Below are 14,966 nucleotides of genomic sequence, written 5' to 3'. Positions count from 1 at the left end.
AGGATGCATGAATTTGGGACAGAATATTCAGGCAAAGTTCAATGAAAAGCAAAATGAGGTACGCATTGCTATCATGAATTTTATTATTGATAATAAGAGGCCATTTCACATGAAACAGGACGGGTATGATGCGCTAGAGGGAATAACCCTTTCCGGAAGGCATGAATTTCAGGATATTTTAGATGTCCTTCACTCCAGGGACGGTTTTTCAGCGGATGAGGAAGGGAATATCAACTTTATTTATCCTGTATCCGCGCTACCCACTGCGCACCGCGTCTCGCTTGCCGGCGGAAGGGAATTCTGGGCCATGTGTGCCATTGACGCCATAGGGGCCACGTTTACGTTTCATGAGGATACGCAGATTCATTCATCCTGCTGTGTATGTGGAAATGATGTCTGTGTGCAAATGAAAGGCGGGGAGTGTGTGGAACATTGGCCCAAAGGCTTATATGCGCTCTCCTTCTGTCTGGAGGAAATTTCTAACTGGGCGGGTTCGTGCTGAAACGCCATGAATTTCTTCTGTACGGAGAACGAGTTTGACCAATATGCACGGGATATGGGGCTTGATATGGAAAAGGTAATCAAAGCAGATATCGGCCTTGCGGTAAAGGAAGCAAAGGAAACGTTTCTTGTATAAAAGGGGTGTTATGGGGATGGAAAAAAGAGGGGTGTGCGGGATGTGCCACAATAAATGTGATATTGTGGCAACCCTGGAGCACGGAAGGCTTGTAAAAGTGGAGGCTGATTCTAAATCCCCCAGGGGAAGGGTCTGTCCCAGGGGAAAGAAATCGCCGGAGATTGTGTACAGTGAAAAAAGGATACTGCATCCTCTGATCCGGTGCGGGGAAAAAGGGGAAGGAAGATTCCGCCGCGCCACATGGGATGAGGCCCTTACATGTGCCTCCCGTGGTTTTTTGGACATCATCAGGAATTATGGCCCCCAGGCACTGGCCAGCTATTATGGCGGGAGCGGTCTGGAGGACAGCATGAGGGCAAACGCGGGCCTGTTTCGCGTGTTCGGCTCACCCAATGATATGGGGCCGGGTTCCATTTGCAATACGTCCTCCTGCGTATTTACCCCCATGACCACCTATGGTGTGACAGAGGCCGTGCTGGTAAAGGATATAGGACACAGTGAAATTATTTTCTGCTGGGGAAAAAATCCAAAGACGGATTCAGGCCCGCTGTCTGCCTATCGGGCAATCCTGGAGGCGAAAGAGCGGGGCGCGAAGCTGGTTGTCATAGACCCATGCAGGGCAGGAATGGGAGAAATGGCGGATATGTGGGTGCCAATCATACCAGGATCCGACGGAGCTCTTGCAATGGCCATGACAAAGCTGATCCTGGAGAGGCATCTGTACGACGAAGGATTTGTGAAGAACTATACCAGGGGATTTGAGGCATATGAAGCATATCTTAAAACCCTTTCGGTTGACCGGCTTTCAAAGTGCTGCGGTATACCGGTCCGGATAATAGAAGAGCTTACACGTCTGTTCCTTTCAACGGAAAAAATATCCCTTGTTTCCTATACAGGACTGGAGTATCAGCTGAGCGGGGTGCAGAATAACCGTGCCATCCAGATTCTGTGGGCAATAACAGGCAAGGTGGATGTGGAAGGCGGCATTTATATTAACGGCACTGGAATACCCACCAGGAAACCTGCCACAAAGCAGGAAATCATGCCTTTGGGAGCGGAACAATATCCTGTGTTTTATGGACTGACCGGATGCGGACAGTTCATGGAATTCCCCAATGCGGTGCTTCACGATGTACCTTATCCGGTAAGAGGACTTCTGATCCGGGCGGCATCGCCTGCCATTTCCTATCCGGAACAAAAACTGTGGCGCCAGGTATATAAGAAGCTGGATTTTATGGTGGTCCTGGACCGGTTCATGACTGAGGATGCAAAGTATGCGGATGTGGTGCTGCCTGCCACCACGCTGTGGGAAAATGATTCATTTTGTGAATATCCGGGCGGTATACGGCTGAGGGAACAGATAATCGAACCGGTAGGAGAAGCAAAGGCGGATTTGTTCATTTACCAGCAGCTGGCGGAATATATGGGCAGGCCGGATGCCTTCCCAAAAAATAAGGAAGAACTCTATGGACAAGCCTTTAAGGGAAGGGAGTCCCTGTTGGAACGTCTGAAGGAGCACCCGGAGGGCATTGTATTTGAAAATAAGCGGATCTACAGGAAATATGAGACAGGCGGACTCAGATCCGATGGACGGAAGGGATTTCCCACCCCATCAGGAAAATTTGAGATATCGTCCACTGTGCTGGAGGATATGGGGTATACAGGATATCCTGTGTATAAGGATATAAGTGAGGAGCCGGGATTAAAAGCCGGATTTGAGTTTGTTATGACCTGTGGCAACAGGAGCCCTGTCAGATACAGCTCCTTTGGCCCCAATATAGAGGCTCTGGCAGCTCTGGACCCGTATCCCACAGCAGATATTGACCCTTTGGATGCAGCGAGGCTGGAAATAGAAGACGGGTGTGAGGTGGATGTGGAAACTGCCTTTGGGACAAAGCGTTTCCGGGCCAGAATCACGCCCATGCATCCCGGAACCATACATGTGTTTTCGGGAGGCGGCAGCAGCTATCATTCAGAGGCGTGGAGAGAGGGCAATATCAACGATGTAAACAGCATGGAAATCAGGGATGATATATCCGGATTTCCTGCGTTTAAAGCCATTCCATGCAGAATCAGAAGGGCATAAGGCAATGTTATAAAAGGGACCGGATTTCCGCACTGGGAATCCGGTCCTTTCTGCGAATACCAGGATTTAAGGCAGCTGTTTGGGCGGTCTTTTGGCAGTCCGGTGCCGTAAATAACAGGAAACAGTTGAAATGTGGCAGAAAAACATATAAAATGGGGTGTAAACTTAAGAGCATTAAGAGCAGGATAAGGAGCTTTGGAACAATCATGAGAAAACGAATCGTCATCATAGGAGGCGGGGCCTCGGGACTGACTGCGGCTATTGGCGGGGCCAGGAACGGGGCCCATGTGACCATTGTGGAGCACATGGACCGGGTGGGAAAGAAAATCCTGTCCACGGGCAACGGCAGGTGCAACCTGACCAATCTGCGGATGGAGGCGGACTGTTACCGCTGCGGCCGGAAGGAGTTTCCCATGGAAGTTATCCGGGGCTTTGGGGTGGATGAGACCCTGGCTTTTTTTAAAGGTCTTGGAATAGAGCCAAAGGACAGAAACGGATATATTTATCCCAATTCGGACCAGGCATCGGCTGTGTTAGACGTGCTCCGCAGCGAGGTGGAGCGACTGGGCGTGGCGGTGCTTCTTTCGTGCCGTGTGGAGAAGATAGAGCCGGCGGCCGGCGGCGGTCACGTCCGTTATAAAGTGTATACAGACCAGGGCATACTGGACGCGGACGCAGTGATTCTGGCAGCCGGCTCCAAGGCAGCTCCGTCCACCGGTTCAGACGGAAGCGGCTATGAGCTGGCAGGGAGACTGGGACACCGGGTAATTAAACCCCTTCCCGCCCTGGTGCAGCTGCGGTGCCAGGGAAACCTGTACCGGCAGATGGCGGGTATCCGTACGGAGGCCGGGGTAAAGCTCATGGCGGCCGGTGAACTGCTGGCCCGGGACAGGGGAGAGCTGCAGCTGACAGACTACGGCCTGTCCGGCATCCCTGTATTCCAGGTCAGCCGGTTTGCGGCCAGGGCCCTGGACCAGGGTAAGAGGGTCACAGCCCTGGTGGACTTTATGCCGTCCTGGGATGACGGTGAGGCCTTTGGCCTGCTTAAAAAGCGCGCGTCTCTTCTGGGCCATAAGACGGTGGAGGAACTGTTTACAGGTCTGCTGAACAAGAAGCTGGCCCTGGTTCTCATTAAGCTGGCAGGCATTAAACCGTCCCAGAAGTCCGGGGATCTGTCCCCAAAACAGCTGAAACTGCTTCTGGGACAGATAAAGTCCTATGAAGCCATTGTCATGTCAGTGAATCCCTTTGCCAATGCCCAGGTGTGCTGCGGCGGGGTGGACACCGGTGAGGTGGATGCCGCCACCATGGAATCCAGGCTTCATGCTAATCTGTATTTGGCGGGAGAATTGCTGGATGTGGATGGAATCTGCGGCGGATACAACCTGCAGTTTGCCTGGTCCAGCGGTATGATAGCGGGGACACATGCGGCGGGAGGACATTCCGTTGGGAAACATGAGGCAGGCGCAAATAAGGCGGCGGCACATGGGGCATATGCCCCTGCCCCAGACGGAAAGAGGAACAGAAAATGATTCGTATTAATCAGTTAAAAATGCCCCTGGGACACGACAGGGCCAGCCTTTTGGAGAAAGCTGCCAGGGTACTGCGTGTTCCGTCAGGGGAGATAGAGAAGCTTACCATCGTCAAGCAGTCCGTGGACGCCAGAAAGAAGCCGGATATATGGTACAGTTACGTGGTGGACATAGGAATCAGGCAGGCCGGACTCCAGAAGGAGGAAAAGCTGGTGCGCAGGCTGAAGGACCGGAATGTGGCGGTCCATAAGGAAGCACCCTACCGGCTTCCTGAGCCGGGTACTGAGTGTATGGCGGGCCGGCCTGTCATTATCGGCACCGGCCCGGCCGGACTGTTCTGCGGCCTTATGCTGGCCAGAAAGGGGTACATGCCCATACTTCTGGAACGGGGGGAGGACGTGGACGCGAGGACGGACCGGGTGGCCCGGTTCTGGGAAACAGGGCAGCTTGACCCGTCCTCCAATGTGCAGTTCGGGGAAGGCGGGGCAGGAACATTTTCTGACGGAAAGCTTAACACCCTTGTAAAGGATACCTTTGGAAGAAACAGGGAAGTGCTGCGCATACTGACAGAGTTCGGCGGGGACCCGTCTATCCTGTATGTGAATAAGCCCCACATCGGAACCGATGTATTAAGCCGCATTGTCAAATCCATACGGACAGAGATTGAAAAGCTGGGAGGCCAGGTCCTTTTCCAAAGCCAGGTAACGGATTTTGTGACGGAGGGGGAGCCGGGGGAATCCAGGCGCATAAAAGCCCTTGTTGTCAACGGCAGCCAGGTTCTTGAGGCGGAGACAGTGGTGCTGGCCATCGGACACAGCGCCAGGGATACCTTTGAGACCCTGCTGGCCAGAGGAATCCCCATGGAGCCAAAGGCATTCGCGGTGGGACTGAGGGTACAGCATTCCCAGACGCTGATCAATGAGAGCCAGTATGGCATGAAGGAATGCGGTGAATTGGGGCCGGCCAGCTACAAGCTTACATGGAAGGCTTCTGACGAAAGAGGAGTCTATTCCTTCTGCATGTGCCCCGGAGGCTACGTGGTCAATGCGTCCTCTGAGCCGGGCCGCCTGGCGGTCAACGGCATGAGCTATCATGACAGGGCAGGGGAAAATGCCAACAGCGCCATTATTGTTACGGTCACGCCGGAAGATTTCTGCGGGATGGAGACTGGAGCCGGAACAGACCGGGGCTGCGAAGCGCCTGGGGATGCCATGGCAGGAATCCGGTTCCAGAGGCGCCTGGAGGAGACCGCTTTCTGCCTGGGAAAGGGAAACATACCGATACAGCTCTACGGTGATTTTAAGGAAGGCCGTGTCTCAGAGGGATTTGGCGGTGTGAATCCCGCCTTCAGGGGCGGGTATGCCTTTGCCAATCTCAGGGAGCTGTTTCCGGAACCATTGTCCCGGGCTTTCATGGAAGGAATGGAAGGATTTGGAACCATGATTCGCGGCTTTGACCGGCCGGATGCCATCCTGGCTGGTATTGAGAGCCGTACCTCGTCCCCGGTCCGCATTCCCAGGGACCAGGGAATGGAAAGCCCTGTAAAGGGAATCTTTCCCTGCGGTGAGGGAGCGGGTTATGCAGGGGGAATTACCTCGGCAGCCATGGACGGAATCAAGACGGCAGAAGAGATTATCCGCAGGTACAGCCCCTTACGTCCGTCCCGGACAGTGGCTAAAACATGACAGGAACATTTACAACATAGAAATTGACGTGACCTGTAAATTGGTGTAAGATAAACAGGAATCGTTTGATGAGATAAAGGAGTATATCATGGAAACCCAGGAACGTCAGAATCTTGCGGATAAACAGAGGATTGTGATTAAAATTGGCTCATCTTCCCTTACCCATGCTCAGACAGGGGAAGTGAACCTGATGAAGATAGAAAAGCTGGTGCGGGTTGTCAGCGACCTGCGGGGACAGGGAAAGGACGTGGTCCTGGTGTCCTCCGGCGCCATTGCGGCGGGGCGGCAGGCCCTGGGCCGTCACAGGAAGCCGGATACCCTTGCTGAGAAGCAGGCCTTTGCGGCTGTGGGCCAGGCCAGGCTCATGATGATTTACCAGAAGCTGTTTGCGGAATACAACCAGACAGCTGCCCAGGTCCTTCTCACAAAGGACACCATGGTCAATGATTCTTCCAGGTACAATGCCCAGAATACCTTTGACGAGCTGTTAAACCTGGGAACCATACCCATTGTCAATGAAAACGATACGGTATCCACCTCGGAGATTCCATATGTGGACAGCTTCGGTGATAATGACCGGCTGTCAGCCATTGTGGCGGCTCTGATCGGGGCAGACCTGCTCATCCTGCTGTCTGACATAGACGGCCTTTACACAGATGACCCCAGGGAGAACCCGGAGGCCGGATTTATCAGCCTGGTGCCTGAAATTACGCCGGAATTCCTGCGTATGGGCAAGGATACGTCGGGCAGCGACGTGGGTACCGGGGGAATGTCGGCCAAGCTGGCAGCGGCCCGGATTGCCACGGACAGCGGAGCCGATATGGTCATAGCCAACGGAGACCAGGTGGATGTCATACTGGACATCATGTCGGGAAAGGAAAAGGGAACCCTGTTCCTGGCCCATACCAATCTGGATTTTGACCTGATGCATTATCTGAACAATGAATACTAGGGAAGGCGCCCGGCCGGGCGCCAGGCCCTGAAAGAGGTGAATGTATGGACGCGTCAAGGATTGACCGCATCAACGAACTGTACCACAAGTCCCAGTCAGTGGGGCTGACAGAGGAGGAGAAGGAGGAACAGGCCCGGCTGCGCCAGGAGTACGTTGCAGCTATACGGGGAAGCCTCCGCAATAACCTGAACAACATATCCATCAAGGAGCCGGACGGCTCCATCACGGATTTGGGAAAGAAACATGGCGGAATCAAGGAAGTCTGATGCATTGTGAAGGGGAGATTATGATGACATTGAATGAAATAGGCAGCCGTGCCAAAGAAGTATCGCGTGTACTGGGTACCCTGGGCTCCAGGGAGAAGAATATGGGACTGGAGGAAGCGGCCAGGGCTTTGCTGGAAGGCGAGGAGGAAATCCTGGAGGCCAATTCTATGGATTATGAGAAGGCCAGGTCCGGCGGCATGAGCCAGGGACTGCTGGACCGTCTTAAGCTGACGCCGGCCAGGGTTCAGGCCATGGCGGACGGCCTGCTGCAGGTGGCCTCCCTGGAGGACCCTGTGGGAGAGGTGCTGTCCATGAAGCTTCGCCCCAACGGCCTTCAGATTGGGCAGAAGCGTGTGCCTCTGGGGGTTATCGGCATGATTTATGAGGCACGCCCCAATGTGACGGCAGACGCCTTCGGCCTCTGCTTCAAATCAGGAAATGCGGTTATCTTAAAGGGCGGAAGCGACGCCCTTCATTCCAATATGGCCATTACCCGGTGCCTGCGCGCCGGACTCGCAAGCGCCGGCCTGCCCGAGGATTCGGTCCAGCTGATTGAGGATACCAGCAGGGATACCACCAGGGAGCTGATGCGCCTGAACAGGTACATTGACGTGCTCATCCCCAGAGGAGGGGCGGGACTTATAAAGACCGTGGTGGAGAACAGCACCATCCCTGTCATAGAGACGGGCACCGGCAACTGCCATGTATATGTGGACGCTTCCGCGGACCAGAATATGGCCCTGGACATTATCTTCAATGCCAAGACCCAGAGAATCGGCGTGTGCAATGCATGCGAGTCCCTTCTGGTGCACAGGAGCATTGCAAAGGAATTCCTGCCCCTTCTCAGGAAGAAGCTGGAGGAAAAGCAGGTGGAGATCCGGGGAGACGAGGACGCCTGTGCCATTGAACCTTCCTTTGTCAGAGCCACCGAGGAGGACTGGGGCAGGGAGTACCTGGATTATATCCTGTCCTTAAAGCTGGTGGACTCTGTGGATGAGGCCATCCGCCATATCAATACCTACAATACAGGTCACTCGGAAACAATCGTGACCTCTGATTATTTCAATGCCCAGACATTTTTAAATGAGGTGGACGCTGCGGCTGTCTACGTCAATGCTTCCACCCGCTTTACAGACGGTGAGGAATTCGGTTTCGGAGCAGAAATCGGCATCAGCACCCAGAAGCTTCACGCCAGAGGCCCCATGGGCCTTAAGGAACTGACCACTACCAAGTATATTATTTACGGAGATGGACAGATTCGCTGATTACAGCTACAGAGGAGCCGGGACATTTTACATTTGTTCCCGGCTTTGTCAGACAGAATGCAGGAAAAGAGGAAATATATATGCTCGAAGAGGAAATAAGCAGGAAAAGGAGCAGGAAACAGCAGGAGGAAGAACCCTTCAGCTGGAAAAAGGAGATTATCAGCTGGATACAGATTATCGTGGCAGCGGTCATCATCGCCCTGGTCCTTAACAACTTTATCATAGCCAACAGCCGTGTGCCAACCGGCTCCATGGAGAATACCATCATGTCCAAGAGCCGTGTCATCGGATCCAGGCTGTCCTATCTGACCAGCGACCCTGAGAGAGGGGATGTGGTGATTTTCCATTTCCCGGACGATCCAACGGGAAAAATCTACTACGTAAAGCGTGTCATAGGGCTTCCCGGTGAAACCGTGAGCGTGGTGGACGGAAAAGTCTATATCAATGATTCAGACACGCCCCTTGACGAACCCTACCTTCCCGAACCAATGGAAGGCTCCTACGGTCCCTATACAGTGCCGGAGGGATGCTACTTCATGATGGGAGACAACAGGAACAATTCCCTGGATGCCCGGTTCTGGAAGAACCAGTTTGTGGAGAAGGACAAGATTATAGCCAAGGTGCTGTTTACGTATTTTCCAAAGATAGAGAAAGTGGAATAAGAGAAAACGGAGTAAGAGACAGGATGAAGATAATCATATCGCCTGCCAAGAAAATGAATATCAGGGAAGACGAGCTGGAATGGGCGAATCTTCCCTGTTTCCTTTCCAGGGCAGAAGAACTGAAGAGATACATACAGGGCCTGGACTTAGACCAGGCCAGGAAGCTGTGGCAGTGCAATGAAAAGATAGCTCTGCTTAATTACGGCCGTTTTAAAGAGATGGACCTTGAAAGGCGCCTGACCCCGGCCCTCTTATCCTACGAGGGAATCCAGTATCAGTACATGGCGCCTGGGGTGTTTGAGCAGGGACAGTGGGATTATGTGCAGGAGCATCTGCGCATTCTGTCCGGGTTTTACGGTATCCTTAAGCCCCTGGACGGCATCGTGCCGTACCGCCTGGAGATGCAGGCAAAGGTGGAGCTTCCGTCAGGTATCAAAAGCCTTTATGACTACTGGGGAAGCTCTATCTGCCGGGAACTGGCCGCGGATGAGACATTGATTGTGAATCTGGCCTCAAAAGAATACAGCAGGGCAGTGGAACCCTATCTGGAAGCCCATATTGATTATGTGACCTGTGTGTTCGGAACCCTTGCAGAGGACGGAACAGGCGGTCTTAAGGTAAAGGTGAAAGCCACCGAGGCCAAGATGGCCAGAGGAGAGATGGTCCGGTTTATGGCGGAGCGGGGCGTCCGGGACGCGGAGGGGCTTAAGGGGTTTGACCGTCTGGGGTATCGCTACTGCCAGGAGAAATCCGGGGATAAGGAATACGTATTTATCAAGATTAGGGAACAATAAAACAGGGACCTGTATGCCGGTGCGGCGTACAGGTCCCTGTTCACGGCCGGAATTTCAGGCGAGAATCGCGGCCAGGTCATGCTCCGGTGTGGAGATGGGATGGATTTCAAACTGCTCGGTCAGATATTCCAGTATGGCCGGAGAGAGAAAGGCGGGAAGGGTGGGGCCAAGGTAAATGTTCCTGATACCCAGATGCAGCAGGCTTAAAAGGATACAGACAGCTTTCTGTTCGTACCAGGACAGAACCAGGGTAAGGGGAAGGTCATTGACCTGGCAGCCGAATGCTTCTGCCAGGGCTGCGGCCACCTGGATGGCGCCGAATGCATCGTTGCACTGTCCCATGTCCAGAAGGCGGGGAATGCCGGCCAGGGTTCCAAGCTCCAGGTCATTAAAGCGGTATTTGCCGCAGGCCAGGGTCAGAATAAGGGTGTCCTCAGGCGCCTGCTTTACAAAGTCCGTGTAGTAATTCCTGCCGGGACGGGCTCCGTCGCAGCCTCCTACCAGGAAAATGTGGCGCAGCCTGTTCTGTCTGACTGCCTGTGCCACGGTGCCCGCAGCAGCCAGAACAGCTTCCCGCCCAAATCCGGTGGTAACCTTGGTGCCGCCGTTGATTCCGGGGATAGTCACATCCTCCTTGAAGCCGCCAAGCTCCAGGGCCTTTTGGATGACTGGAGAGAAGTCTTTGCGGCCGTCAATATGGACGATGCCCGGATAGGACACCAGGGCGGTGGTAAATACCCGGTCAGAGTAAGAGGGCTTGGGCGGCATCAGGCAGTTGGTGGTAAAAAGCACAGGGGCGGGAAGGTCCGAAAATTCCTTCTGCTGATTCTGCCATGCGGTTCCGAAATTGCCTTTCAGATGGCTGTATTTTCTGAGCTCCGGGTAGGCGTGGGCGGGAAGCATTTCCCCGTGGGTGTATATGTTGATTCCCCGGCCCTGGGTCTGTTCCAGCAGAAGCTTTAAGTCGTGAAGGTCATGGCCAGAAATGACGATAAAGGGTCCCTGTTCCACGGTAAGGCTTACCTGTGCCGGAGCCGGGATGCCGAAGGCCTGGCGGTTGGCCCTGTCCAACAGTGCCATGCAGTCCAGGTTTACGGCGCCCAGTTCCATGACAATGGGGAGCAGATCCTGAACCGTATAGCTGTCATAACCAACGGCAGACAGCCCCTTATAAAAATAGTCCATGACTCCTCTGTCCTCATGGCCCAGCACCATGGCATGGTACGCATAAGCTGCCATTCCTCTCATGCCGAAAAGAATCAGGGATTTAAGGGAACGTATATCCTCGTCCTCTGACCAGAGCCTGTTCATGTCAAAATCTTCTGTCCGGCTGCAATCTGCCGTACAGGATCCGCACATGGGGGACAGGGAATGTTTTAAGCGTCCGGCCTCCGCAAGAAGCTCATTCAGGGCGCTGTCATCAAAGCTTACATTGGTAAGGGTGGCAAACAGTCCCTTTACGATCAGGCGGTCTGCTTCCGGAGAGCGGTCTTTTCCTTCTGACGCCCTGGCAAGGCCGATGAGGGTTCCTGTAAGTTCATCCTGAATCCTGGCAGTGGCAGCTGTCTTGCCGCACACACCTGCTTTTCCCATACATCCGCTGCATCCTGCGGTCTGTTCGCATTGAAAACAAAACATATTGTGTTCCATGATATATCCTCCTCGTAAATATGTGTGAGCAGGCGGTATGTTCTGCCTGCCCTTGACGGTATGGGGAAAGTATAATATAATTTCAACAACAAGTAAGTTGTTGAAACAACGATAAGGGAGAAAAATATGGATATTCATTTGCTGGCAGGAACAAGGCTGTTTCAGGGAATCAGGGAGCATGAAATAGAGGCCATGCTTACATGCCTTTCAGCGGAAGAGAGGACCTATAGGAAGGATGCTTATATATACAGGGCCGGTGATGTGACAGGCCGTCTGGGGGTGGTGATGGAAGGGGCGGTGAACATCATTAAGGATGATGTGTGGGGAAACAGGAAAATCATTGAGAATATAGGCGGGGGGCAGATATTCGGGGAGACGTATGCATGTCTTAAGGGGGAACCCCTGATGGTGGATGTGCAGGCATCGGAACGCTCCAGAATCCTGTTCATGGACGTGAACCGCATCCTGACCACCTGTTCATCCAGCTGTGACTTCCACAACCGTCTGATACGGAGCCTGATGTATGTGCTGGCCGGGAAAAACCTGATGCTTACGAAGAAAATGGATATTATCACGCCCAAATCCCTGCGGGAGAGGGTCATGGTGTACCTGTCCCAGGAATCCGTAAAGCAGGGGTGCCGTACCGTCACAGTGCCCTTTAACCGCCAGCAGATGGCGGACTATCTGTCCGTGGACAGAAGCGCGCTGTCGGCGGAGCTGTCCAGAATGCAGAGGGACGGGGTGATTTCATATGAGAAGAACCGTTTTACGATTCAATAGATGATTTGGCCGGCGCAATAACCGGCTCCCAGCAATTACCACTTGAAACAGAACATATGTTCTGATATATTGGAACCAGGAGGTGAAAGCAGTGGCGGCTTTAAATATACCCATACAGATGTTTGGCGCCTGCAGCACCCTGGGAGATATGACGCCCCTCTGGTTCCGGTATGAGAATAAGGAGCACGGAATCATCACGGTGAAGATTGAGAGCATTGTCTCTTCCAGGGAAGAGAAGTTTTGCGGCATGGAGCATATCAGCTTTGTGTGCTGGGCCGTGGCAGAGGGCCAGAGACGTCTTATTGAGCTGAGATACCGCATATCTACCCATAAGTGGTCATTTTTCAGGACACTGTCATGAGAAGCCAAAAAGAGCAGGTATGGTACCATGTGGATGTGAACAGCGCCTATTTGAGCTGGACAGCCGCATACAGGGTCTGTATCCTGGGGGAGGATTTGGATCTGCGGGACCTTCCCTCTGTCATCGGAGGAAGCGAGGCAGAACGGCATGGCATTGTGCTGGCGAAATCCTCCTCTGCCAAAGGGTATGGAATCAGGACAGGGGAAACACTGGCAGAGGCCAGATGCAAATGTCCGGGGCTTGTAATCGTACCTCCGGACTACAGCCTGTATGTGAGCTGCTCCAGCGCTCTTGTGGAGCTGCTTAAGAAGTATTTTCCCTATGTTCACCAGTACAGTATAGATGAGGCGTTCTGCCAGGTGGAGGGCACAATGGGATTATGGGGAACGCACACAGCGTTTGCGCACCAGCTGAAGGAAGAAATACGCCGGGAGCTGGGTTTTACTGTGAACATCGGTGTGTCGGACAGCAAGCTGCTGGCCAAGATGGCTTCTGAATTCCAAAAGCCGGACCAGGTCCACACCCTGTTTACCTGGGAGATAGAGAGGAAGATGTGGCCGCTGCCTGTAAACGAACTGTTCTGGGTGGGGCCGGCCACCGCGAGAAAGCTGAGAGCGCTGGGAATAAGGACCATAGGGGCTCTGGCTGCCTCGGATTTGGAACTGTTAAAAAGGCATCTAAAAAAACAGGGGGAGTTTATCTGGAATTATGCCAACGGAAGAGATGTGTCTCCATTTTTGAGAGAGCTTCCGCAGAATAAGGGGTACGGCAATTCTATGACCACGCCGTCAGATGTGACGGATCGGGAGACGGCAGAACAGGTCATATTATCCCTTACGGAAACCGTGTGCGCCAGGCTGCGGGCTGACAGCATGGAAGCTGCCTGCGTGGGTATTTCCATCACGGACAGGGAATTTCGCCATGGATCCGGTCAGACCACCCTGATTTCGGCTACAGATACCACCCTGGAAATCTATGAGGCGGCCCGGAGCCTGTTTGACCGCCTGTGGAATCATTCTCCCATCCGCCAGATGGGGGTCCATACAAGCAAGGTCAGCCCAAAAGGCCATTATCAGTATCAGCTTTTTGACAGGGGACTCCATGATAAATACGCCAGGCTGGACACGGCTGTGGATGAGATAAGAAAACGGTATGGGGAGGACTGCGTGCAGAGGGCTGTTTTTGTGGGGAACCGGATTCCCCACATGTCGGGCGGCATTGACAAGGTGAAACGGACCGGAGTCACCAAGGCCGTGCAGAGGCCCGGGCCGGGCGGCGGTGCGGGAGACCGGAATCACGGCAGCGGGGAGGACCGGGTTTTCCGGTAGCTTCTCGGAGAGCAGCCCTTTATCTTGTGGAACACCTTGGAGAAGTAATTGGGGTCGGTGAAGCCGGCCCTTATGGCTGTCTCGGTCATGGTCAGCTTTCCCTCCAGCACATCGGGAATACTCTTTTCAATGCGGTATTTTAGCAGGTATTCAAACAGGGATTCCTTCATGTAACCCTTAAAGACCCGGCAGCACTCGCTTTTGCAGATATGGATGTGGCGGGAAATATCATCCAGGGTGATATCAGACTGATAGTTTTCATGGATGAAGGAGAGCATCTGACGAATCCGTTCCTGGTTCTTCCTGCCCGCCGTATGTGCCGGTTCCCGGTCAGGGCGGCAGTGAAGGTATAAAAGTTTCCAGAAACGGAACAGGTCCATCTGGATGTCCATTTCATAGGTATCATAGCGCAGACTGTCGATGCGTATAATATCCTCCAGAAGCCCGACCGCTTCCCCGTGCCATTCCTGCGACAGGTCGAAGCAGACAGCCGGCAGGGCGGCGTTTTCCATCAGAGGGTCCGTATACCGGCTGGCAATCCGGCTTCCCTGGTAGCCGTACAGCAGTCTGGGGTGGAAGGTAATGGAGATGTACCTGCAGTCACGGCCGTTTTCCATGCGCCCGGTGTGCATGGTATTGGAGTTGCCGAAGAGCGCCTGTCCGGCCCTGGGATAAAAGATCTGGTCATTAATTTGATATACCATAGTCCCCTCTGTGATGAGGGTAAGCTCGATTTCCGTATGCCAGTGCCACTGGAAGGAGCTGGTGTAGAACCTGGACAGGGCCTCGTCGCTGACAAGGACGGGAAATTCATAGGTCCCGTGCTCCTTTAGCTCTTCCTGGTGTTCGTTGGTGATGATTTGGATTTTAGAAGGCATGGCCGCGGACTCCTTTTGCGTATGTTCCGGTTTTGGAACGTTTTTTAAAGTATCTGTTCTGTTTAATCTCAATATTGTCTGGTTATATCC

Annotated in this window: 14 protein-coding genes; 12 read left to right on the top strand and 2 right to left on the bottom strand. The window is 53.5% G+C overall.

Features of this window, described 5'->3' with window-relative positions:
- Positions 1-7: 7 nt before the first annotated feature.
- The 9 genes from saoL to yaaA all read left to right on the top strand — a co-directional run bounded on the left by saoL (position 8) and on the right by yaaA (position 9,879).
- Positions 8-637 (top strand): MerB-like organometallic lyase SaoL, encoded by a 630-nt coding sequence (gene saoL / locus LI015_RS13380; protein ID WP_264468411.1) that lies wholly within the window; start codon positions 8-10, stop codon positions 635-637.
- 16 nt (positions 638-653) lie between these two features.
- Positions 654-2,723 carry a molybdopterin-containing oxidoreductase family protein gene (locus tag LI015_RS13375; protein ID WP_227125348.1) on the top strand — a complete coding sequence of 690 codons (2,070 nt, stop codon included), beginning with the start codon at positions 654-656 and terminating at the stop codon, positions 2,721-2,723.
- A 152-nt stretch (positions 2,724-2,875) separates the two neighbouring features.
- On the top strand, positions 2,876-4,255 hold the full coding sequence (locus LI015_RS13370) for an NAD(P)/FAD-dependent oxidoreductase (RefSeq protein ID WP_330628613.1): 1,380 nt from the start codon (positions 2,876-2,878) through the stop codon (positions 4,253-4,255).
- On the top strand, positions 4,252-5,940 hold the full coding sequence (locus LI015_RS13365; RefSeq protein WP_227125346.1) for an NAD(P)/FAD-dependent oxidoreductase: 1,689 nt from the start codon (positions 4,252-4,254) through the stop codon (positions 5,938-5,940). Before LI015_RS13370 ends, LI015_RS13365 begins: the two co-directional genes overlap by 4 nt.
- An 88-nt stretch (positions 5,941-6,028) precedes the next feature.
- Positions 6,029-6,892, top strand: coding sequence for a glutamate 5-kinase (gene proB, locus LI015_RS13360; RefSeq protein ID WP_002567472.1), 864 nt, complete (start codon positions 6,029-6,031; stop codon positions 6,890-6,892).
- Between the two features lie 44 nt (positions 6,893-6,936).
- Positions 6,937-7,158, top strand: coding sequence for a DUF896 domain-containing protein (locus tag LI015_RS13355; protein ID WP_002567473.1), 222 nt, complete (start codon positions 6,937-6,939; stop codon positions 7,156-7,158).
- A 23-nt stretch (positions 7,159-7,181) separates the two neighbouring features.
- Positions 7,182-8,423, top strand: a complete 1,242-nt coding sequence (locus LI015_RS13350) for a glutamate-5-semialdehyde dehydrogenase (protein ID WP_038281995.1) — start codon at positions 7,182-7,184, stop codon at positions 8,421-8,423.
- 80 nt (positions 8,424-8,503) lie between these two features.
- Positions 8,504-9,085 (top strand): signal peptidase I, encoded by a 582-nt coding sequence (lepB, locus tag LI015_RS13345; protein WP_195334564.1) that lies wholly within the window; start codon positions 8,504-8,506, stop codon positions 9,083-9,085.
- Between the two features lie 23 nt (positions 9,086-9,108).
- A complete protein-coding gene (gene yaaA, locus LI015_RS13340) occupies positions 9,109-9,879 on the top strand; it encodes a peroxide stress protein YaaA (RefSeq protein WP_002567476.1) in 771 nt (256 codons plus the stop codon).
- Between the two features lie 54 nt (positions 9,880-9,933).
- Here the strand turns inward: yaaA and hcp are convergent, their stop codons facing one another.
- Entirely contained in the window at positions 9,934-11,529 is a 1,596-nt protein-coding gene (hcp, locus tag LI015_RS13335; protein WP_227125344.1) for a hydroxylamine reductase, read from the bottom strand.
- A 126-nt stretch (positions 11,530-11,655) separates the two neighbouring features.
- On the opposite strand from hcp, the gene LI015_RS13330 reads away from it, so the two are divergent.
- The 3 genes from LI015_RS13330 to LI015_RS13320 all read left to right on the top strand — a co-directional run bounded on the left by LI015_RS13330 (position 11,656) and on the right by LI015_RS13320 (position 13,998).
- Positions 11,656-12,309 (top strand): Crp/Fnr family transcriptional regulator, encoded by a 654-nt coding sequence (locus LI015_RS13330; RefSeq protein ID WP_118018828.1) that lies wholly within the window; start codon positions 11,656-11,658, stop codon positions 12,307-12,309.
- A 91-nt stretch (positions 12,310-12,400) separates the two neighbouring features.
- Complete coding sequence (locus LI015_RS13325) at positions 12,401-12,670, top strand: hypothetical protein (RefSeq protein WP_002567479.1); 270 nt, start codon at positions 12,401-12,403, stop codon at positions 12,668-12,670.
- Positions 12,667-13,998, top strand: a complete 1,332-nt coding sequence (locus LI015_RS13320) for a DNA polymerase Y family protein (RefSeq protein ID WP_227125342.1) — start codon at positions 12,667-12,669, stop codon at positions 13,996-13,998. Before LI015_RS13325 ends, LI015_RS13320 begins: the two co-directional genes overlap by 4 nt.
- On the opposite strand, the gene LI015_RS13315 is transcribed toward LI015_RS13320, so the two are convergent.
- Positions 13,965-14,876, bottom strand: coding sequence for an AraC family transcriptional regulator (locus tag LI015_RS13315; RefSeq protein WP_002567481.1), 912 nt, complete (start codon positions 14,874-14,876; stop codon positions 13,965-13,967). The genes LI015_RS13320 and LI015_RS13315 overlap by 34 nt on opposite strands.
- Positions 14,877-14,966 lie beyond the last annotated feature (90 nt).

This window comes from Enterocloster sp. 210928-DFI.2.20 (assembly GCF_020554465.1).
GTDB lineage: Bacteria > Bacillota > Clostridia > Lachnospirales > Lachnospiraceae > Enterocloster > Enterocloster bolteae.
Note: the sequence above shows the minus strand (reverse complement) of the source record. Positions and strands in the feature narration are given on the sequence as shown.

Bases quoted from the DNA above. Each gene is read 5' to 3' on its own strand.
- LI015_RS13375 (WP_227125348.1), top strand. From the start codon at position 654: ATGGAAAAAAGAGGGGTGTGCGGGATGTGCCACAATAAATGTGATATT.
- LI015_RS13370 (WP_330628613.1), top strand. From the start codon at position 2,876: ATGGGGTGTAAACTTAAGAGCATTAAGAGCAGGATAAGGAGCTTTGGA.
- LI015_RS13365 (WP_227125346.1), top strand. From the start codon at position 4,252: ATGATTCGTATTAATCAGTTAAAAATGCCCCTGGGACACGACAGGGCC.
- proB (WP_002567472.1), top strand. From the start codon at position 6,029: ATGGAAACCCAGGAACGTCAGAATCTTGCGGATAAACAGAGGATTGTG.
- LI015_RS13355 (WP_002567473.1), top strand. From the start codon at position 6,937: ATGGACGCGTCAAGGATTGACCGCATCAACGAACTGTACCACAAGTCC.
- LI015_RS13350 (WP_038281995.1), top strand. From the start codon at position 7,182: ATGACATTGAATGAAATAGGCAGCCGTGCCAAAGAAGTATCGCGTGTA.
- lepB (WP_195334564.1), top strand. From the start codon at position 8,504: ATGCTCGAAGAGGAAATAAGCAGGAAAAGGAGCAGGAAACAGCAGGAG.
- yaaA (WP_002567476.1), top strand. From the start codon at position 9,109: ATGAAGATAATCATATCGCCTGCCAAGAAAATGAATATCAGGGAAGAC.
- hcp (WP_227125344.1), bottom strand. From the start codon at position 11,529: ATGGAACACAATATGTTTTGTTTTCAATGCGAACAGACCGCAGGATGC.
- LI015_RS13330 (WP_118018828.1), top strand. From the start codon at position 11,656: ATGGATATTCATTTGCTGGCAGGAACAAGGCTGTTTCAGGGAATCAGG.
- LI015_RS13320 (WP_227125342.1), top strand. From the start codon at position 12,667: ATGAGAAGCCAAAAAGAGCAGGTATGGTACCATGTGGATGTGAACAGC.
- LI015_RS13315 (WP_002567481.1), bottom strand. From the start codon at position 14,876: ATGCCTTCTAAAATCCAAATCATCACCAACGAACACCAGGAAGAGCTA.